This window comes from Micromonospora sp. NPDC000121 (genome assembly GCF_042899165.1).
GTDB lineage: Bacteria > Actinomycetota > Actinomycetes > Mycobacteriales > Micromonosporaceae > Micromonospora.
On the sequence record NZ_JBIAZP010000005.1, the window covers coordinates 465,929 to 484,106 of the forward strand.

Below are 18,178 nucleotides of genomic sequence, written 5' to 3' on the forward strand. Positions count from 1 at the left end.
CCGCCGGGCTGCGGCGGGTCACACTCGACGCTTGAGCCCGCGTACGGCGAGCGGGGCGAAGATCGCCGCGAGGAGCGCCGCCCAGAGCAGCGACTGCACCACCGGCGTGGCCACCGGCCCGCCGACCAGCAGGCCGCGCAGCGCGTCGGCCAGGATCGTGACCGGGTTGACCTCCACCCAGGACTGGAGCCAGCCGGGCATGGTCTCGGTCGGCACGAACGCGTTGCTGGTGAAGGTCAGCGGGAAGATCACCATGAAGCCGAAGATCTGCACCTTCTCCGGCTCGTTGACGAGCACGCCGACCAGCACCGAGATCCACGACGCGGCCAGCGAGAACGCGAGCAGCAGGGCGAACGCCCCGAGCAGGCCGAGCAGGCCGTTGCCCAGCCGGAAGCCGAGGATCATGCCGACGCCGACGAGCAGCGACACCGACCACGCCTGCTTGACCGTGTCGGCGAGGATCCGCCCGGCCAGCGGCGCCCAGCGGGCGATGGGCAGCGACCGGAGCCGGTCGAACACGCCCTTGGTGAGGTCGTTGTTCAGCCCGAACCCGGTGGTCATGGTGGCGAAGAAGGCGTTCTGCACGATGATGCCCGGCAGCGCGAAGGTCAGGTAGTCCCCGGGCGAGCCGGAGATCGCCCCGCCGAACACGTACGTGAACAGCAGCACGAACATCACCGGCTGGATGCTCAGGTCGAGCAGCTCCATCGGGTTGTGCTTGATCTGCACCAGGCTGCGCCAGGCCAGGGTGAGCGTGTGGCGCAGCCCGGCGGCGGGGCCGAGCCGGCGGGCCGGCGCGACCGGCGCGGTCAGGGTGGCGGCGGTCATGCCGGTGTCCTCTCCAGGTCGGCCCCGGGCGGGGCTTCGGCGTCGGCGTCGGCGCGGTGCCCGGTCAGCTGGAGGAACACCTCGTCCAGGCTGGAGCCGCGCAGGGCCAGCTCGGCGACGGCGACGTCGGCGGCGTCGAGGCGGCCCACCACGGCGGGCAGCACGCCCGGGTCGTTCACCGGCACGGTGACGGTGCTCTGGGCCACCTCCGGGGTGGCCCGGGCCGCCTCGCCGGCGATGGCCACCACGGTCGGCAGGTCGGCGGCGTCCGAGGGCCGGACGGCGAGGACCTGGCCGCCGGTCCGGGCCTTCAGCTCCTCGGGCGTGCCCTGCGCGATCACCCGGCCGTGGTCGACGACGGCGATCTCGCCGGCGAGCTGGTCGGCCTCCTCCAGGTACTGCGTGGTGAGCAGCACCGTCACCCCGTCGGAGACCAGCCCGCGCACGATGTCCCACAGCTCGTTGCGGCTGCGCGGGTCGAGGCCGGTGGTCGGCTCGTCGAGGAAGAGCACCTGCGGCCGGCCGACCAGGCTGGCGGCGAGGTCGAGCCGGCGGCGCATGCCGCCGGAGTAGGTCTTGGCCGGCCGGTCGGCGGCGTCGGTGAGGTGGAAGTCGGCGAGCAACTGCCGGGCACGGGCCCTGGCGTCGGCCCGGGAGGAGCCGAGCAGCCGGCCGATGAGCAGCAGGTTCTCCGCCCCGGTGAGGGTCTCGTCGACCGAGGCGTACTGGCCGGTCAGGCCGATGAGCTGGCGCACCCGGTGGGCGTCGCGCACGACGTCGTACCCGCCGACCGTCGCCCGCCCCTCGTCGGCGCGCAGCAGGGTGGCGAGCACCCGGACGGTGGTGGTCTTGCCGGCCCCGTTCGGCCCGAGCAGGCCGAAGACCGTGCCGGTGGGGACGGCCAGGTCAACTCCGGCGAGGGCCGTGGTGTCGCCGAACCGGCGCACCAGGCCCTCGGCGCGGATCGCGTGATCCATCGCAACTCCTGTCGTTCTTGCTGGTCGAACCACCATGACCGGCATCCCTGACATTCCGCCGATCCCGGGCTGACGTTACGACGACAGGCGCTGACATACGCGTGATTTAGCTGGTGGTGGAACGCGCCCGCCGCCGTCGCCGGGTCGCGGCGACGGCGACGGGCGGTGGTTCAGGCCAGGTTCGACGAGCGGGGGTACGCGTCGGCCGGGTCGGTGAGCACGTTCACCAGGTACGGCACGCCGGCGTCGAAGGCGCGGGCCAGGGCCGGCCCGAGGTCGGCGGCCTTCGCCACCGTCTCGCCCGCGCCGCCGAGGGCGCTCACCACGTGGTCGTAGCGCAGCTCCGGCTGGAGGTCGGCGGCGACGTCGTAGCCGTACATGGCGCGCATGGGGTGCTTCTCCAGGCCCCAGATGCCGTTGTTGCCGACCATGATCACCACGGGCAGCTTCTGCCGGGCGAGGGACTCCACGTCCATCAGCGAGAAGCCGGCCGCGCCGTCGCCCATCAGCACGCAGATCTGCCGGTCGGGGTGGCTGACCCGGGCGCCCATCGCGTAGCCCATGCCGGTGCCGAGGCAGCCGTACGGGCCCGGGTCGAGCCAGGTGCCGGGCTGGGCGGGCTCCAGGTAGCGGCCGGCGTACGAGACGAAGTCGCCGCCGTCGCCGATGGTGATGGCGTCGCGGGCCAGGACCCGGCGCAGCTCGCCGTAAACCCGGGCGGGCCGGATCGGGTCGGTCTCGGCGGCCATCTCCTCGGCGTCGCGGGCCTTCGCGGCGTCCTCGGCGGTGCGCAGCCCGGCGATCCAGTCGGCGTGGTCGGCCCGGTCGCCGGGGTGGTCGGCGAACGCGGTGAGGACCAGCCGGAGGTCGCCGGCGGGGGCGGCGGCCGGCTGGACGTGCCCGGCCCGCTGGCTGGGCGCGTCGACGACGTGCACCACCTTCGCGTCGCCGAAGTCGCCGAAGCCGAGCCGGAAGTCCAGCGGGGTGCCGACCACCACGACCACGTCGGCGCCCTTGAGCGCCACCCGGCGGGCCTTGGCGAAGGCGAGCGGGTGCTCGGGCGGCAGCGCCCCCCGGCCCATCCCGTTGGTGAAGACCGGCACCTGGAGCGCCTCGGCGGCGGCCCGCAGGGCGTCGACCGCGTCCCCGGCGTAGACGTCGGAACCGGCGATGATCACCGGGCGGTCCGCGGCGGCGATCAGGGTGGCCGCCTTCGACACCTCGTCCGGGTCGGGCTCGACGGGCGCGATGCCCGGCGGTGCGGGCAGCTCGGCGTCGGCGGCCGAGAAGACCGCCTCCAGGGGAAAGTCGAGGAAGACCGGGCCCCGGTGCGGGGTGAGCGCGGTGGTCAGCGCCGCGGTCACCGCGCGCGGGATGTCCTCGGGGCTGAAGACCGTCTCGGCGTGCTTGGTGACCGGGGCGACCAGCGGCAGGTGGTCCATCTCCTGGAGGCTGCCGGAGCCCCAGCGGAACTGCGGGGCCCGGCCACCGAGCACCAGCACCGGCGAGGCGTTGAAGTACGCGCTGGTCAGCCCGGAGATGCCGTTGGTGACGCCGGGGCCGGCGGTCAGCACGGCGAGGCCGGGGCGGCGCTGGAGCTTCGCCACCGCCTCGGCGGCGAAGACCGCCGACTGCTCATGCCGGACGTCGTAGAGGGGGAAGCCCGTCCGGTGCGCGGCGTCGTAGAGCGGGAAGACGTGCCCGCCGGAGAGGGTGAACATCTCCCGCACCCCGTACGCGCGCAGCGCCGCGAGCGCGAGTTCCCCGCCGTGACCTTCGATCCGCTCCGTCATCGCCGCTGTCCCTTCGTCCGCATGACCGGAGTCACACGCTACTCACCGGTAGGCGGAATGTGAACCGATCTCGGCTCGACGCGTGGGCCGGCGGGCGCGCCGCCGGCCCACGCCGGTCAGCGGCCGGTGAAGTCCGGCTTGCGCTTCGCCACGAACGCCGCCATGCCCTCACGCCGGTCGTCGGTAGCGAAGAGCGCCGCGAAGAGCTGACTCTCCCACGCCAGGCCGGAGTTCAGGTCCATGTCCAGGCCGCCGTCCACCGCGAGCTTCGCGGCGCGCAGGGCCTGCACCGGGCCGGTGAGGTACGGGCGCACCAGCTCGACCGCCGTGTCGTAGACCTCGGCGGCCGGGACCACCCGGTCGGCGAGCCCGATCCGCAGCGCCTCCTCGGCGTCCACCATCCGGCCGGACATGATCAGGTCCTTGGCGCGGGCCGGGCCGACGAGGCGGGCCAGCCGCTGGGTGCCACCGGCGCCGGGGATGATGCCGAGCTTGATCTCCGGCTGGCCGAGCTTGGCGTCCTCGGCGACGACCCGCCAGTCGCAGGCGAGGGCCAGCTCGCAGCCGCCGCCCAGGGCGTATCCGGTGATCGCGGCGACGACCGGCTTGGGGATCCGGGCGATCGCGCCGAGCGCGCTGGACAGGTCGGCCGCCCGCTCCGCCATGTCCACGTAGGACATGTCGGCCATCTCCTTGATGTCCGCGCCGGCGGCGAAGACCTTCTCCCCGCCGTACACGATGACGGCGCGGACATCCGGGTCTGCGGTGGCCGCGGCGGCCGCGGCGCGCAACTCCTCCTGCACCTGGGTGTTCAGCGCGTTCATCGGCGGCCGCTCCAGCCGGATGGTGCCGATGCCGTCCTTGGTCTCCAGCCGCACGAACTCGCCCACGCTGGCCCTCACTTCCTCGTCGAAGTCGCGAGCCAACCTTACGGCGCGGGCCGGTGGGGTAAGTAGTGTGGTGTCAGGCCCGCCACCGGGAGTGCAGCCATGATCACTTACTACGACGACAGGTCGGTCCAGATCACGTCCACCGCCGTCCGCGTGGACGGCCGCACGTTCCGGCTGGCCGACGTCAGCATGGTCTGGCACCAGCGCGGCAGCCGGTCCTGGCGGGTGCTGGCCGGCCGGGGCGCGATCGGCGCGGCGCTGGCCGGCCCCCTGGTGGCCGCCGCGCTCGGCATCGCGCTGGCGCTCACGCTGGACCGCTCCCTCACCGTCACCGTCGCCATCGTCTGCGCCTCGGTGCTCGTCGGGCTCGCGGTCGGGCCGGTCGCCGACTTCCTCTTCGAGCACCTGGACCGCTCGTACGCGCGCGGCAGCCGGCAGTTGGAGATCTGGGCCCGTTGGCGCGGCCAGCCGGTGCGGCTGCTGCGCACCGGCGACGCGCTGCGCTTCGGGCAGATCTACCGGGCGGTACAGCGGGCGGTGGAGGCCGGCCAGCCGGTGACGCCCCGCCGTCGCTAGAACTCGATCGGCTCGTCCGGCAGCATGCCGAGGCCCCGCAGCAGCCCGTAGAGGTCCTGCTCGCCCCAGAACTGCACGATCCGCCCCTCCGCCAGCCGGTACATCTTGCAGGCGCTCTGCACCGCGGTCTCCCCGGTGGCGTCCCGCCGGTAGGTCTGTGCCAGCGAGACAACGACGCGGTCGCCGGCGGCGAAGAGGGCGTGGGTCCGCTGGTCGAGCACGGTCAGCCCGGGCGACGCGACGGCCTGCTCGACGAAGTGCCGCCCCCGCACCTGCTGGCCGGACCCGTAGATCTGCACGTCCTCGGCGACCACCGCGCGCACCTCGGACAGGTCCTTGGTGACGAACGTCCGCAGGTAACGACGAACCGTCGCGACGTTGCGGTTCTCCTCGTTCCGGCGTTCCTCTTCGGTCATGTGCTCGTGGCCGCTCATGCGCTCCGACGGTATCCAATGGATTCACGCGGCACCGGCCCTGGAGGGCCGGGTTAGGCTTAGTGATGACCATCTATTACCGGGACGACGCCGTGCAGGTGACCTCGGAGTCGATCCGGGCGGGAGGGCACGCCGTCGCGATCGCCGACGTGACGTACGTCTGGCACGCGCAGGGGCCGAAGACGCTGGCGGTACGCGGCCGGGTGCTGGGCCGCGGCGTCCTGGTCCTGCTCCTCTCGCTGCCCCCGCTGGTCGCGGTGGTCTGCGTGCTCGCGCTGGCCTGGTCGGCGCACGACCGGGGCGAGTGGCAGTTGGCACTGGTCATCCTCGCCGCGTGCGTGGTCGGCGCGCTGGCCCTGGCCCCGTTCCTGGAGATCCCGCTCGGCTGGCTCGACCGCTCCTACGAGCGGGGCAGCAAGGTGCACGAACTCTGGGTGCAGCACCACGGCCACGAGGTGCTGCTGCTGCGCACGCCGGACGCGCTGCGGTTCGGGCAGATCTACCGGGCGGTCCAGCGCGCGGTCGAACAGCACACGGAGCGCTGACCCGAAGCCCTGCCCGGGGCCACGCCGTCCGGCGGTTCGGGCGCGGGCGACGCACACTTGGTGCCATGGTGATTCCCCTCCCCCGACCCGCCGCGGTCGTCGGCCTGACCCGTTCCGCCCTCGACCAGGCCCTCGGCTCGGCGGCCTCGTTCGCCGCCGTGCCGGCCCGCGCGTTCGCCGTGCTGGACTCGGTGGAGGCGCTGCTGACCCGGATCAACGGCGTGGTCGACCGGATCGACGGGATGGTGGACCGGGTCGACGGCGTGGTGGGCCGGGTCGACGGGATGGTGGAGCGGGTCGCGCAGACGCTCGACCGGACCGACCGGGTGCTCACCGACGCCGACGCCGCGGTGCGGGAGGTGTCCGTGATCAGCGCCGCCGCGACCACCGCCGTCGGGACGGCGACCGAGGTGGCCGCCGCCGCGTCCGTCGTGGTCAGGGAGGCCGAGTCGGTGGCTGGTCGGGCGGCTTCCGCCGTGGGCACCGCGGCGGAGGCGGCGGCCACCGCCGCCGAGCTGCTGAGGGCGTACGAGCCGGCGCTGCGCCGGGCGGCACCCATGGCGAACCGCTTCGTCGAGCAGCTCAGCCACGAGGAGGTGACCGCCGCGATCCGGCTCGTCGACGAGCTGCCCAAGCTCAAGCAGCACCTGACGGCGGACATCCTGCCGATCCTGGCCACCCTGGACCGGGTCGGCCCGGACCTGCACGACCTGCTCGACGTCACCCGCGACCTGAAGCTCGCCGTCGCCGGCATCCCGGGGCTGGGCATGCTCCGCCGCCGGGGCGAGAAGCTCAGCGACGACGCGGAGGCGTGAGCGGCGGTCGGCGGCTCGACCTAGCGTGGGGCGGTCACGGCCCCGTTCACCGGGACCCGGTCGGCGCCGATGCGCCGGATGCGGTCCGCGCCCCACTCGCCCAGCGGTGCCAGGGCGGCGTTGAGGGAGGCCCCGTGCTCGGTCAGGGAGTACTCGACCTTCGGCGGCACCTCGCGGTACACCTCACGGTGCACCAGCCCGTCCTCCTCCATCTCGCGCAGGTGCTGGATCAGCATCTTCTCGCTGACGCCCGGCAGGCCGCGGCGGAGCTCGGCGAACCGGCGGGTCCCGTGGTGGTGCAACTCCCAGAGGATCAGCGACTTCCACTTGCCGCTGACGACGTCCATCGCGGCATCGATGCCGCAGATGTAGGGACCGCGTCGTGCCCGCGTTGCCATGCCACCCTCCCCACCGTACTTACCAGGAGGTAAGTACCTGACTAATTAGTCGGTACTGGCGCACTCTACCGGCTGCGGTGAGGATCTCCTCGTACGACGACTCGCGAGGGGGAGCCCCGACCATGACAACGAACGACGGCGTCCAGGTGAGCGTTCTCGGCCTGGGCGCGATGGGCAGCGCCCTGGCCGCCGCACTGCTGGGGGCCGGACACGGGACGACGGTGTGGAACCGCTCGCCGGGCAGGGCGGACGACCTCGTCGCGCAGGGCGCGCAGGCCGCCGCCACGGCGGGCGACGCCGTCCGGGCCAGCCGACTGGTGATCGTCTGCCTGCTGGACCACGCGTCGGTCCACGAGGTGCTCGACCCGCTCGCCGGCGACCTGGCCGGCCGGACCCTGGTCAACGTGACCACGACGTCACCGGACCAGTCCCGCGAGCTGGCCGCCTGGGCCGCCGACGCGGGGATCGCGTACCTCGACGGCGGCATCATGGCCGTACCGTCCATGATCGGGCAGCCCGGAGCGTCGATCCTCTACAGCGGGTCGGCCGACGCCTTCCGCCGGTACCAGCCGCTGCTCGACGTGTGGGGCGACAGCACCTGGCTCGGCGAGGACCCCGGGCTGGCGTCCCTCTACGACCTCGCCCTGCTCGCGGGCATGTACGTCATGTTCGCCGGGTTCATGCACGGCGCCGCCATGGTCGCGCCGGCCGGCGTGACGGCGACGAGGTTCGCCACCATGGCCGCGCCCTGGTTGACCGCCATGACCGGCGCCTTCCACGAATTCGCCGCAGTCATCGACGGCGGGGACTACACCGTCGACGGACAGCAGAGCCTGGAGTTCTCCGACCTCGGCGACATCCTGGCGGCCAGCGCCGAGCAGGGCATCAGCACGGAGGTCGTCGCCACGGTCCAGCGACTCCTGCACCGCCAGATCGAGGCGGGCCACGGGAAGGAGGGCTTCGCCCGCATCATCGAGAGCATCAAGCACCCCGCCTAACGGAGCCGGCCGCTGCGACGTCCGGGGGAGGTAGCAGCGCAGGGGCGGCCGACGTTCCAGAGCCAGGTCAGGCCGGGGTGTAGAGCTCCTCGATCTCGGCCCGGCTGGGCAGCGCCACGGAGGCGCCGAGCCGGCGGGCGCAGGCCGCCCCGGCCGCCGCCGCCCAGCGCACCGCGTCGACGAGGTCCCGGCCCTCGCCCCAGGCGACCGCGAGCGCGGCGGTGAAGGCGTCCCCGGCCCCCGTCGAGTCCACCACGTCGACCTTGACCGCCGGCACGTGCACGGCCGTGCCGTCCCGGTCGCCGTACCAGGCGCCCTGCGCGCCGAGGGTGAGCACCGCCCGGGGCACCAGGTCGAGCAGGGCCGACGGGTCGTCCCGGCCCCGCCCGGTGAGCGCCTGTGCCTCGGTCTCGTTGACCACCAGCAGGTCCGTCGCCGCGAGCAGCTCCGGGGGCACCGACACGGCCGGCGAGGCGTTGAGCACGACCCGGGTGCCGGCCGCCCGGGCGGCGACCGCCGCCTGGGTCACCGTGCCGACCGGGATCTCCAGCTGGGCGAGCAGCACGTCCGCGGAGCGTACGGCCGTCAGCTCGGGCTCGGTGAGGTGGGACATCGAGGCGTTCGCGCCCGGGGTGACCAGGACCGCGTTCTCGCCCTCGGCGTTGACCATCACCAACGCCACCCCCGACGTGCCGTACGTCGTGCGGAGCTGGTCGGTGCCGACCCCGGCGGCGGCGATCCGGGCCCGCAGGGTGACGCCGAACGCGTCGGAGCCGATCGCCCCGAGGAAGGCGCAGGAGGCGCCGGCGCGGGCCGCGGCGATGGCCTGGTTGGCGCCCTTGCCGCCGGGCACCATGACGAAGCCGCTGCCGAGCAGGGTCTCCCCCGGCCGGGGCAGGGCGGGAGCGGTGCCCACCAGGTCCATGTTGGCGCTGCCCACGACGACGACCCTGGTCTGCCGCACGCCGACCTCCTTCTGCGCCTCAGGCGGCGCGGGCGGTGTACCGGTCGCCGGAGCGCTCGACGACCAGCGGCAGCCCGAAGGTCTTGGAGAGGTTGTCCCCGGTGAGGGTGTCGCCGAGCAGGCCCTGGGCCACCACCTGGCCGTCGCGCAGCAGCAGCGCGTGGGTGAAGCCGGGCGGGATCTCCTCCACGTGGTGGGTGACCAGCACCAGCGCCGGGGCGTCCGGGTCGTACGCCAGCTCGGCCAGCCGGGCCACCAGGTCCTCGCGCCCGCCCAGGTCGAGCCCGGCGGCGGGCTCGTCGAGCAGCAACAGCTCCGGGTCCGTCATCAGCGCGCGGGCGATCTGCACCCGCTTGCGCTCCCCCTCGGACAGCGTGCCGTAGGCGCGGTCGGCGAGGCCGCCGATGCCGAGCTGGCTCAGCAGCGCGCGGGCGCGGGCCTCGTCGCCGCTGTCGTAGCTCTCCCGCCAGCGCCCCAGCACCGACCAGGCGGCCGTCACGACCACGTCGCTGACCCGCTCGTCGGCGGGCACCCGCTCGGCGAGCGCGGCGGTGGAGAGGCCGATGCGCATGCGCAGCTCGTTGACGTCGGTGCGGCCGATGCGCTCGCCGAGCACGTGGGCGGTGCCGGTGGTCGGGTGCAGCCGCCCGGCGGCGAGGTTGAGCAGTGTCGTCTTCCCGGCACCGTTCGGGCCGAGCACCACCCAGCGCTCGTCCAGCTCGACCCGCCAGTCCACGTCGTGCAGCAGGGCCGTGCCGGACCGGCGTACGCCGACGCCGTCGAGGCTGACCACCAGATCCGCGTCCACGGGCGCGGGCGCGGCTGCGGCGCCGCCGGCGCCGGGGATCAGGTCACCAGTCACCCGACCATCCAACCACGCAGCGCCGCGGCGCCCCCCACGGGCGGCGCCCCGGTCGTAGGGTGAGGCGCCGTGTCGTTGGTCACCACACCCGAAGGACGGTCCATGCCCGCACGGAACACGGAGCCGCGCCGGTGAGCGCGGTCATCGAGATCGAGGGTCTGCGCAAGACCTTCCACAGCCTGCGGCGGGGGCGCCGGGTCGCGGTCGACGGTTTCGACCTGCTGGTGGAGTCCGGCCAGATCCACGGCTTCCTCGGCCCCAACGGGTCGGGCAAGACCACCACGCTGCGCGCCCTGCTCGGGCTGGTACGCGCCGACGCCGGCCGGATGACGGTGCTGGGACACCACTCGCCGGAGCAGCTGCCCCAGGTGTCCGGGCGGGTCGGGGCGATCGTGGAGAGCCCGCAGTTCTTCGGCAACTTCACCGGCCACCGCACCCTGCGCCTGCTCGCCCGGGCCGGCGGCGTGCCGGTCGCCCGGGTCGACGAGGTGCTGGAGCAGGTGGGCCTGCGGGACCGGGGCGACGAGCGGGTCAAGGGCTACTCGCTGGGCATGAAGCAGCGCCTGGCGGTGGCCTCGGCCCTGCTCAAGGACCCGGAGCTGCTGATCCTCGACGAGCCGGCGAACGGGCTGGACCCGGCCGGCATCCGGGAGATGCGGGACCTGATGCGCTCGCTGGCCGACGCCGGCGTGACGGTGCTGGTCTCCAGCCACATCCTGGCCGAGATCCAGCTGATCTGCGACCACGTGACGATCATCTCGCAGGGCCGGCGGGTGGCCGCCGGGCGGGTCGACGAGGTGCTCGCCGGCTTCGACCGGCACGAGTTGCTGGTGCGGGTGGACGATCCGGAGCGGGCCGCCGAGCTGCTGGCGGCGGCGGGGATGGTGGTGACCGGGCGCGACGACCACCTGGTGGTGGGCGACGTGGACGACGCCGCCACGGTCACCCGCACGCTGGGCGAGGCGGGCCTGTGGGTGCGCGAGCTGACCCCGCTGCGGCCCGACCTGGAGAGCGTCTTCCTCGAACTGACCGGCACGGCGGCGCACCCGACGGTCCCCCGCCAGGTGGACGACTCGGTGCTGCCCGACCGTGGGCCCCGGGAACCGGTGATCGACCTCGACGCGAGCGGAGTGGACGCGTGAATCTGGTCCGTGCCGAGCTGGAGCGCCTGGGCGCCCGGCGCTTCGTGCAGCTCATGGTCGTCCTGCTGGTGCTCGCGTTCGGCGTCACCGCGGCGACCACCCTCGCCGGTTCCCACCGGCCCACCGCCCAGGAGATCCTCGACGCCGAGCAGCAGGCCGCCGCGGCGCGCGCCGAGATGGAGCGCATCCACCAGCTCTGCCTGGATCGGCAGCGCGGCGTCATCCGGGTGGACGAGGTGCACGAATACCTCCCGGACGACTGCAGCGAGGTCGACCCGGCCCGGATGGAGCGGGCGCCGGTGGCCGGCGACTACCTGACGGGGGTGTTCACCTTCGCCGAGGAGGCCCGGCCGCTGCTCTACTTCCTCATCGCCTTCCTGGTGCTCTTCGGGTTCCTGGTCGGCGCCTCCTACATCGGGGCGGACCTGAACTCCGGCGGGGTGGTCAACCTGCTGCTCTGGCGGCCCCGGCGGCTGACGGTGCTCGGCGCCAAGCTGGGCACGCTGCTCGGCGCGACGGCGCTGCTGTCGCTGGTCGCCTCGGCGGCGTACCTCGCGGCGTTCTGGCTGATCGCCCAGCTCGCCGGTCGGCCCGGGCGGCTCGACGGGGAGTTCTGGGGGTCGCTGGGCGCGCTGTGGGGGCGCGGCATGGTGCTGGTGCTGCTGTTCACCGCGACGGGCTTCGCCCTGGCCACCCTGGGCCGGCACACCTCCGCGGCGCTCGGCGCGATCGCCGCCTACCTGGTGGTGTGGGAGCTGGGGGCCCGGCTGGTGTTGGAGATCCTGGACGTGGTCAAGGTGGACCAGTACATGCTCTCCAGCTACCTGGCCGCCTGGCTGAACGGCAAGGTGGAGTTCTGGGAGATGCGGGCGTGCCCGGGCGGGATCACCGAGTCGTGCAGCGGCTACTACCCGCTGACCTGGCAGCCGTCGCTGATCCTGCTGCTCGGGCTGACGGGGGCGCTGACCGCGGCGGCCTTCGCCGTGTTCCGTCGACGCGACCTGATGTGACCTGCGGCGTCATCCGGCCCCGGTGCGTCAAGACCTTGCAGCACCGGGGCCGGTGATGAAATATTCCTTCACATGACGCGCGGCCGACCCCGACCCCGCCGTCGGCGGCGGTCAGCCGACCGTCGAGCCGAAGACCTCGTCGCGGACCGCGTCCAGCGCCGTACGCAGCGCGCCGCGCAGGATCGGCTCCTCGGTCAGGCCGGTGGGCACCACCCGGGGCCGGACCAGCGTGATCGCCGCGACCTCGTGCTGCACCCGCTCGGCCAGCGCCGCCCCACCGGCCTGGCCGACCTCACCGGCGAGCACCACCAGCGGCGGGTCCAGCACCACGCAGGTGCTCGCCACGCCGAGCGCCAGCCGGCGGGCCACCTCGTCGAGCATCGGGCCCCCGGCCGTGCCGTCGGCGACCGCGGCCCGCACGGCCGAGGCGCCGCTGTCGTCCGGGTAGCCGTGCGCCCGGGCCAGCTCGCGGACCGCCTCCGCGCCGATCAGCTGCTGGAACGCCGGTTTCGCCCGGCGGGAGACGTCGCGCGGGATGGGCGCCCCGGGCACCGGCAGGTAACCGATCTCGCCCGCGGCCCCGCTGCTGCCGTGGTGCAGCCGGCCGCCCAGCACGATCGCCAGGCCGACGCCCGCGCCGACCCAGACCAGCACGAAGTCCGTCAGCCCCCGCGCCGCCCCCGACTGCGCCTCGGCGACCGCCGCCAGGTTGACGTCGTTCTCGAAGACCACCGGGGTGTGCAGGTCCTCCCGGAGCGCGGCGAGCAGGCCACTGTGCCAGCGCGGCAGGTTGAAGGCGAAGGTGATGTCGCCGGTGCCCGGGTCGACCAGGCCGGGGGTGCCCAGCACGACCCGCCGCACGCTCGACAACTGCGCGCCGGCGCTGCTCGCGGCCTGGACCACCGCGTTGTGCACGACCCCGACCGGGTCGTCGGTGTCCCGGGTCGACTGCTCGACGCGGCCGATCACGGCGCCGGTGATGTCCGCGCAGGCGGCAACAACCCGGTCGGCGCCGACGTCCACGCCGACCACGTGCGCGCTGCCCGGCCGCACGGCGTAGAGCTGGGCGTTCGGTCCCCGCCCGCCGGCCTGCTCGCCGACCCGGGTGACCAGCCCCCGCTCCTCCAGCCGCTCGACCAGTTGGGAGGCGGTGACCTTGGACAACCCGGTCAGCTCGCCGAGCCGGGCCCGGGTCAGCGGCCCCTGCTCCAGCAGCAGCTCCAGCGCTGCGCGGTCGTTGAGCGCCCGCAACAGACGGGGGGTGCCGGGCAGCCGGGTCGAACTCATGCCACGTCCTCTAGTTTTGTTAAACCTTGCTAACTGTAAACGGACCTGCAAACGGGTAGCCGTAGCGTATCGGCCGCCCGGGACCGGGACGCTCGGCCGACCCGGTACGTCGCCGACCGCCGCCGGTACGACATCCGTGCCCTCGGGCACCGAAAGGGGAAGATCACGTGGGGCTCGATCCAGGACTGCGCCGGCTCGCGCTCGGCACGCTGCTCGCCGCGTACCCGGGGCCGGTCCCGCCGGACTGGGCGGTCGACCTGGTGGCCGAGGGGCTCGCCGGGCACACCCTGTTCGGCACCAACGTCCACGACCCGGGGCAGGTGGCGGCGAGCACCGCCGCCCTGCGCGCGGGCCGGCCGGACGTGCTGATCGCGATCGACGAGGAGGGCGGTGACGTCACCCGGCTGGCGCACGCCACCGGCAGCCCGTACCCGGGCAACGCCGCGCTCGGCGCGATCGACGACGTGGCGCTGACCCGCCGGGTCTACGAGGCCATCGGCGCGGAGCTGGCGGGCCTCGGCATCACCGTCGACCTCGCGCCGACCGTGGACGTCAACAGCGCCGACGAGAACCCGGTCATCGGCACGCGCTCGTTCGGCGCCGACCCGGTGCGGGTCGCCGCGCACTCCGCCGCGGCGGTGGCCGGCCTCCAGGCCGCCGGGGTGGCCGCCTGCGCCAAGCACTTCCCGGGGCACGGCGCGACGGTCGCCGACTCCCACTACGAGCTGCCCACCGTGGACGTGCCGCTCGACGTGCTCCGCGAGCGCGACCTGCCGCCCTTCGCCGCGGTCGTGGCGGCCGGCGCGCAGGCCGTGATGACCGCGCACATCCGGGTGCCGGCGCTGACCGGCGACGGCCCCGCCACGTTCAGCCGGGCGGTCCTGGTCGACCTGTTGCGCGGCGAGTACGGCTTCACCGGCACCGTCATCACCGACGCGCTGGAGATGAAGGGCGCCGCCGTGGCCGCCGGCGGGGTGGGGCCCGCCGCCGTACGGGCCCTCGCCGCGGGCGCCGACCTGCTCTGCGTCGGCGCCAAGGTCGACGCCGAGCTGGTCGAGCGGGTGGTCACGGAGATCGTCGGCGCGCTCGCCGACGGCCGGCTGGACCGGGCCCGGGTCGAGGAGGCCGCCGGCCGGGTCGCGACGCTCGCCGCGTGGACCCGGGCCACCGGCGCGACCTCGGTCGCGTCCGCCGAGCTCGGGTACGCCGCGGCGCGGCGGGCCGTCCGGGTGGAGGGGGCGCTGTCCGACCTGGACCGCCCGCTGGTCGTGCAGCTGCACACCGCCTCGACCATCGCCGAGGGACGGGTGCCGTGGGGCCTCGGCCCGCACCTCGACGGCGTGGAGGAGCTGCGCGTGGTCGCCGCCGAGGCCGAGCCTGCCGCCCTGCGCCGGCTCGCCGGGGACCGGCCGATCGTGCTGGTCGGCCGCCACCTGCACCGCCTGCCGGGTGGCCCCGAGCTGATCGCCGCGCTGGCCGCCGCGCACCCGGTGACCGTGGTCGAGATGGGCTGGCCGGCCCGGTGGCGGCCGGCGGGCGTACGGGCGTTCGTCACCACGTACGGCGCGAGCCACGCCAACGGCCGGGCGGCGGCCGAGGTGCTCGGTCTGGCCGGCTGACGCGGGCGGCACGCGCCGGCGGCCCGGCCGCCGCCGGTGGTCGGGCCGCCGCCGGTGGTGCTCGGGCCGCCGGTGGCCGGACGCCGCGCGCCAGCCGACGTCGCCGTCCCGGTCGACCCGGGCGCCGCCGGTCCGGCCGGCGTCCGGTCGGCGGCACCCGGGCGCGGGTCGGCGGCTTGACGGGGCGGGCGCGGGGTATGCCATCAGGATGACCGTCACCGACCCCTGGCTCCGGGCGCTGGCCGACCTCGTGTCCCGGTCGCACCGGCTGGCCCCGGACGAGTTGCCGGTCGCCGTCAACGTCGCGCTCCGGCCGCTGGGCGTGACGGCCACCACGTACCTGGTCGACGCCGAGCAGCGCGACCTGCGCCCGCTGCCGGAGCCGGGTCGGCCGACGCCGGACCCGCTGCCGATCGACAGCAGCCTGGCCGGTCGCGCCTTCACCCATGTCGAGGTGCACGCCGGGCACGGCCCGCCGCCCCGGCTGTGGGTGCCGATCGTCAACGGCACCGACCGGCTGGGGCTGCTGGAGGTGTTCCCGCCGGCCGGGACCGACCTCGCCGACGAGGCGGTCCGCGACGGCTGCCGGCTCGTCTGCGGCCTCGTCGGCCACCTGGTGACCAGCAAGAACGCGTACGGGGACATCCTGCACCGGGCCCGGCGCAGCCGCCCGATGGCCGTCTCCGCCGAGCTGCTCTGGCAGCTCCTCCCGCCGCTGACCTTCGCCACCTCGCACGCCGCCGTCAGCGCCCTGCTCGAACCCTGCTACTCGGTCGGCGGGGACGCTTTCGACTACGCGGTGGACGGCGGGATCGTGGCGCTGGCGATCCTCGACGGGGTCGGCCACGGCCTGCCCGCGGTGGTGACGACGTCGGTCGCGCTGGCCGCGCTGCGGGCGGCCCGGCGCGGCGGCGCGGACCTGCCGGGCCTGGTGCGGGCGGTCGACGCCGCGATCGCCGGGCAGTGGCGGGACGCCCGGTTCGTCACCGCGGTGCTCGCCGAGTTCGACACCGTCACCGGGTCGCTGCGGTACGTCAACGCCGGGCACCCGCCGCCGGTACTGCTGCGTCGGGGGCGGGCCGTGCGGGCGCTGGACGGGGGCCGGCGGCTCCCGCTCGGCCTGCCCGACGGCCGGGTCGACGTGGCACGGACCCGGTTGGAGCCCGGTGACCGGCTGCTGCTGCACACCGACGGCGTGACGGAGGCGCGCAGCCCGGCGGGCGAGATGTTCGGGCTGCCCCGGCTGGCCGACCTCGCCGAGCGGCACATCGGCGCCGGCCTGCCCGCGCCGGAGATCCTGCGCCGGCTGAGCCACGCGGTGATCGAGCACCAGGCGGGGCCCCACCAGGACGACGCCACCCTGATGCTCGTCGAGTGGTCGGCCGACGCGGCCGTCAACACGGAACCCTGAGCGGGTCAGCCCAGCCCGCGCCTGCCCCGGGCGGCGGGCCGTTCGGTGTGGTCGTCGGGCAGCCCGAGCAGCGCACCGACCGCGGTGATCCGCAGGACCCGCGCCACCACCGGCTGCGGGTTCGCCACCCGCAGCGTCACGTCGCGCTCCCGGGCCAGGGCGACGCCGTGCACGAGGACGCGTACGCCGCTGGAGTCGAGGAAGCCGACGTCGGCGAGGTCGACCAGGACCTCCCGGACGCCGGGCCGGCCCAGCGCGTCGGTGATGGCGGCGCCGAGCGCGTCGGCGGTGGCCATGTCGACCTCGCCGGCCGGGCACAGGACCACCCGGTCCGGCTCCGGGTCCCGCACATGCAGGTCCATGGGCCCGCCTCACCGTAGGAAGACGCACCGAGACCGGCGCGGGGTCGACCATACCGGCCCCCTCCCGGCAGGGCCATGCGGAAGCCGCACCACTCGGTCTTGAACACGTTCAAAAAGTGCCCTACCCTCGGGGCGAGGAACTTGAACACGTTCAAGAAGGGCGTCGGCGATGGACACCAAGGTCTGGATGTACCTGGTCTACCTGGCGGTCAGCATCGGGCTGACCGTGTGGGTGGCCCGGGCGCTCTCCCGCAACGGGCTGGTCTTCCTCGAGGAGGTGTTCGCCGACGAGCGGCTGGCCCGGGCGGTGAACAGCCTGCTCGTGGTCGGCTTCTACCTGCTCAACCTCGGCTACGTCACGGTGGCGATGAAGCATCCCGACCCGATCGGGTCCACCGCCCAGGCAATGGAGGAGCTTTCCCTCAAGATCGGCCTGGTGCTGCTGGTGCTGGGCGCGCTGCACTTCTTCAACGTCTTCGCGCTCGGCCGGTACCGCCGGGGCCGGCTGCGCCAGCTCGCCACCCACCCGCCGCTCGCCCCGGTCGGCCGGCTGCCGATGCCGCCTTCGCCCCGCGGTCCCCACCCGGCCGCCGCGACCGGCCTGCACCCCGGCAACCCGCAGCCCGCCGGCCCGCAGCACCCCGCCGGCCCGCAGCACCCCGCCGGCCCGCAGCACCCCGCCGGCCCGACCGGCGCCCGGCCGGAGGCCGGCCCCGGCGCCCCGCCGGCCCGATGACCGTCCCGCCCCACGACGGGACGGGCGGGGTCCCGGACGCCACCGCGCACGGGGACGGTGGCGTCCGGGGGTTCACGGTCCTCTACGACGCGCAGTGCCCGCTCTGCCGGGCCGCCCGCCGCTGGCTGGCGTCCCGCGCGCAACTCGTACCCCTGGAGTTCGTGCCGGCCGGCTCCGCCGAGGCCCGGCGGCGCTTCCCCGCCCTGGACCACGACGCGACGCTGCGCGACCTCACCGTGGTCGCGGACACCGGCGAGGTGTACGCGGGCGACGGCGCCTGGTTCGCCTGCCTGTGGGCGCTGGCCGACCACCGGGGCACCGCCGAGCGGCTGGCGCGCCCGCACCTGCTGCCGCTCGCCCGCCGGATCGTCGCCGCCGCCTCGTCGGTACGCGAGCGCGTCCGCGATCCGTGGGCGGAGCCGGCCGACGACCCCGGCGGCGGCGGGATACGGTGACCCCGTTGACATCCTCCCGGCCCTGAAGGGCCGGGATTCCCCCGGTCGCCCGTGAGGTTTCCTGCTTCATCGCCGA

Annotated in this window: 20 protein-coding genes; 10 read left to right on the top strand and 10 right to left on the bottom strand. The window is 74.7% G+C overall.

Translation table 11 applies throughout. The features are described from left to right. Window positions 1–18: 18 nt before the first annotated feature. The 4 genes from ACFY23_RS18100 to ACFY23_RS18115 form a co-directional block, all read right to left on the bottom strand. Complete coding sequence (locus ACFY23_RS18100) at window positions 19–828, bottom strand: ABC transporter permease (protein WP_350682342.1); 810 nt, start codon at window positions 826–828, stop codon at window positions 19–21. Next, on the bottom strand, window positions 825–1,805 hold the full coding sequence (locus tag ACFY23_RS18105; protein ID WP_350682344.1) for an ATP-binding cassette domain-containing protein: 981 nt from the start codon (window positions 1,803–1,805) through the stop codon (window positions 825–827). The genes ACFY23_RS18100 and ACFY23_RS18105 overlap by 4 nt, the downstream gene beginning before the upstream one ends. Before the next feature lie 170 nt (window positions 1,806–1,975). Continuing rightward, window positions 1,976–3,598 (bottom strand): acetolactate synthase, encoded by a 1,623-nt coding sequence (locus ACFY23_RS18110; protein ID WP_350682346.1) that lies wholly within the window; start codon window positions 3,596–3,598, stop codon window positions 1,976–1,978. A gap of 116 nt (window positions 3,599–3,714) precedes the next feature. Further along, on the bottom strand, window positions 3,715–4,488 hold the full coding sequence (locus tag ACFY23_RS18115) for an enoyl-CoA hydratase-related protein (protein WP_350682348.1): 774 nt from the start codon (window positions 4,486–4,488) through the stop codon (window positions 3,715–3,717). A gap of 99 nt (window positions 4,489–4,587) precedes the next feature. Here ACFY23_RS18115 and ACFY23_RS18120 point away from each other — a divergent pair, with 99 nt between their 5' ends. Next, on the top strand, window positions 4,588–5,064 hold the full coding sequence (locus tag ACFY23_RS18120; RefSeq protein ID WP_350682350.1) for a DUF6232 family protein: 477 nt from the start codon (window positions 4,588–4,590) through the stop codon (window positions 5,062–5,064). Here the strand turns inward: ACFY23_RS18120 and ACFY23_RS18125 are convergent. After that, window positions 5,061–5,498, bottom strand: a complete 438-nt coding sequence (locus ACFY23_RS18125) for a nuclear transport factor 2 family protein (RefSeq protein ID WP_350682352.1) — start codon at window positions 5,496–5,498, stop codon at window positions 5,061–5,063. The two genes, ACFY23_RS18120 and ACFY23_RS18125, sit on opposite strands and share 4 nt — an antisense overlap. 65 nt (window positions 5,499–5,563) lie before the next feature. Between ACFY23_RS18125 and ACFY23_RS18130 the strand changes: the two genes are divergently transcribed. Both ACFY23_RS18130 and ACFY23_RS18135 read left to right on the top strand, forming a co-directional pair. Further along, window positions 5,564–6,043: a DUF6232 family protein gene (locus tag ACFY23_RS18130; RefSeq protein WP_350682354.1), complete on the top strand. Its 480-nt coding sequence runs from the start codon at window positions 5,564–5,566 to the stop codon at window positions 6,041–6,043. 65 nt (window positions 6,044–6,108) lie between these two features. Continuing rightward, window positions 6,109–6,858: a hypothetical protein gene (locus ACFY23_RS18135; protein WP_350682356.1), complete on the top strand. Its 750-nt coding sequence runs from the start codon at window positions 6,109–6,111 to the stop codon at window positions 6,856–6,858. Between the two features lie 20 nt (window positions 6,859–6,878). Here ACFY23_RS18135 and ACFY23_RS18140 read toward each other — a convergent pair whose 3' ends face one another. Further along, entirely contained in the window at window positions 6,879–7,256 is a 378-nt protein-coding gene (locus ACFY23_RS18140; protein ID WP_350682358.1) for a helix-turn-helix domain-containing protein, read from the bottom strand. Window positions 7,257–7,378: 122 nt separating this feature from the next. Here ACFY23_RS18140 and ACFY23_RS18145 point away from each other — a divergent pair, with 122 nt between their 5' ends. Further along, window positions 7,379–8,254 carry an NAD(P)-binding domain-containing protein gene (locus ACFY23_RS18145; RefSeq protein ID WP_350682360.1) on the top strand — a complete coding sequence of 292 codons (876 nt, stop codon included), beginning with the start codon at window positions 7,379–7,381 and terminating at the stop codon, window positions 8,252–8,254. A 67-nt stretch (window positions 8,255–8,321) separates the two neighbouring features. Here the strand turns inward: ACFY23_RS18145 and ACFY23_RS18150 are convergent, their stop codons facing one another. After that, window positions 8,322–9,218 (bottom strand): ribokinase, encoded by an 897-nt coding sequence (locus ACFY23_RS18150; RefSeq protein WP_350682362.1) that lies wholly within the window; start codon window positions 9,216–9,218, stop codon window positions 8,322–8,324. A 19-nt stretch (window positions 9,219–9,237) separates the two neighbouring features. After that, window positions 9,238–10,080 carry an ABC transporter ATP-binding protein gene (locus ACFY23_RS18155; protein WP_350682364.1) on the bottom strand — a complete coding sequence of 281 codons (843 nt, stop codon included), beginning with the start codon at window positions 10,078–10,080 and terminating at the stop codon, window positions 9,238–9,240. A 131-nt stretch (window positions 10,081–10,211) separates the two neighbouring features. Here ACFY23_RS18155 and ACFY23_RS18160 point away from each other — a divergent pair, with 131 nt between their 5' ends. Together ACFY23_RS18160 and ACFY23_RS18165 are read left to right on the top strand one after the other, a co-directional pair. Further along, the gene (locus tag ACFY23_RS18160; protein WP_350682366.1) at window positions 10,212–11,222 is read left to right on the top strand and encodes an ABC transporter ATP-binding protein; all 1,011 of its coding nucleotides are present in this window, start codon (window positions 10,212–10,214) and stop codon (window positions 11,220–11,222) included. Next, on the top strand, window positions 11,219–12,232 hold the full coding sequence (locus tag ACFY23_RS18165; protein WP_350682368.1) for an ABC transporter permease subunit: 1,014 nt from the start codon (window positions 11,219–11,221) through the stop codon (window positions 12,230–12,232). Before ACFY23_RS18160 ends, ACFY23_RS18165 begins: the two co-directional genes overlap by 4 nt. 111 nt (window positions 12,233–12,343) lie before the next feature. Here ACFY23_RS18165 and ACFY23_RS18170 read toward each other — a convergent pair whose 3' ends face one another. Further along, window positions 12,344–13,519 (bottom strand): ROK family transcriptional regulator, encoded by a 1,176-nt coding sequence (locus tag ACFY23_RS18170; protein ID WP_350682370.1) that lies wholly within the window; start codon window positions 13,517–13,519, stop codon window positions 12,344–12,346. A gap of 167 nt (window positions 13,520–13,686) precedes the next feature. Between ACFY23_RS18170 and ACFY23_RS18175 the strand changes: the two genes are divergently transcribed. Both ACFY23_RS18175 and ACFY23_RS18180 read left to right on the top strand, forming a co-directional pair. Further along, window positions 13,687–15,138, top strand: coding sequence for a glycoside hydrolase family 3 N-terminal domain-containing protein (locus tag ACFY23_RS18175; protein ID WP_350682372.1), 1,452 nt, complete (start codon window positions 13,687–13,689; stop codon window positions 15,136–15,138). Between the two features lie 208 nt (window positions 15,139–15,346). After that, window positions 15,347–16,549 carry a PP2C family protein-serine/threonine phosphatase gene (locus ACFY23_RS18180; RefSeq protein ID WP_350682374.1) on the top strand — a complete coding sequence of 401 codons (1,203 nt, stop codon included), beginning with the start codon at window positions 15,347–15,349 and terminating at the stop codon, window positions 16,547–16,549. Window positions 16,550–16,554: 5 nt separating this feature from the next. On the opposite strand, the gene ACFY23_RS18185 is transcribed toward ACFY23_RS18180, so the two are convergent. After that, complete coding sequence (locus ACFY23_RS18185) at window positions 16,555–16,911, bottom strand: STAS domain-containing protein (RefSeq protein ID WP_350682376.1); 357 nt, start codon at window positions 16,909–16,911, stop codon at window positions 16,555–16,557. A 169-nt stretch (window positions 16,912–17,080) separates the two neighbouring features. Here ACFY23_RS18185 and ACFY23_RS18190 point away from each other — a divergent pair, with 169 nt between their 5' ends. Together ACFY23_RS18190 and ACFY23_RS18195 are read left to right on the top strand one after the other, a co-directional pair. Further along, window positions 17,081–17,647, top strand: coding sequence for a hypothetical protein (locus ACFY23_RS18190; protein ID WP_350819141.1), 567 nt, complete (start codon window positions 17,081–17,083; stop codon window positions 17,645–17,647). Beyond that, the gene (locus ACFY23_RS18195) at window positions 17,644–18,102 is read left to right on the top strand and encodes a DCC1-like thiol-disulfide oxidoreductase family protein (protein ID WP_350819142.1); all 459 of its coding nucleotides are present in this window, start codon (window positions 17,644–17,646) and stop codon (window positions 18,100–18,102) included. Before ACFY23_RS18190 ends, ACFY23_RS18195 begins: the two co-directional genes overlap by 4 nt. Window positions 18,103–18,178 lie beyond the last annotated feature (76 nt).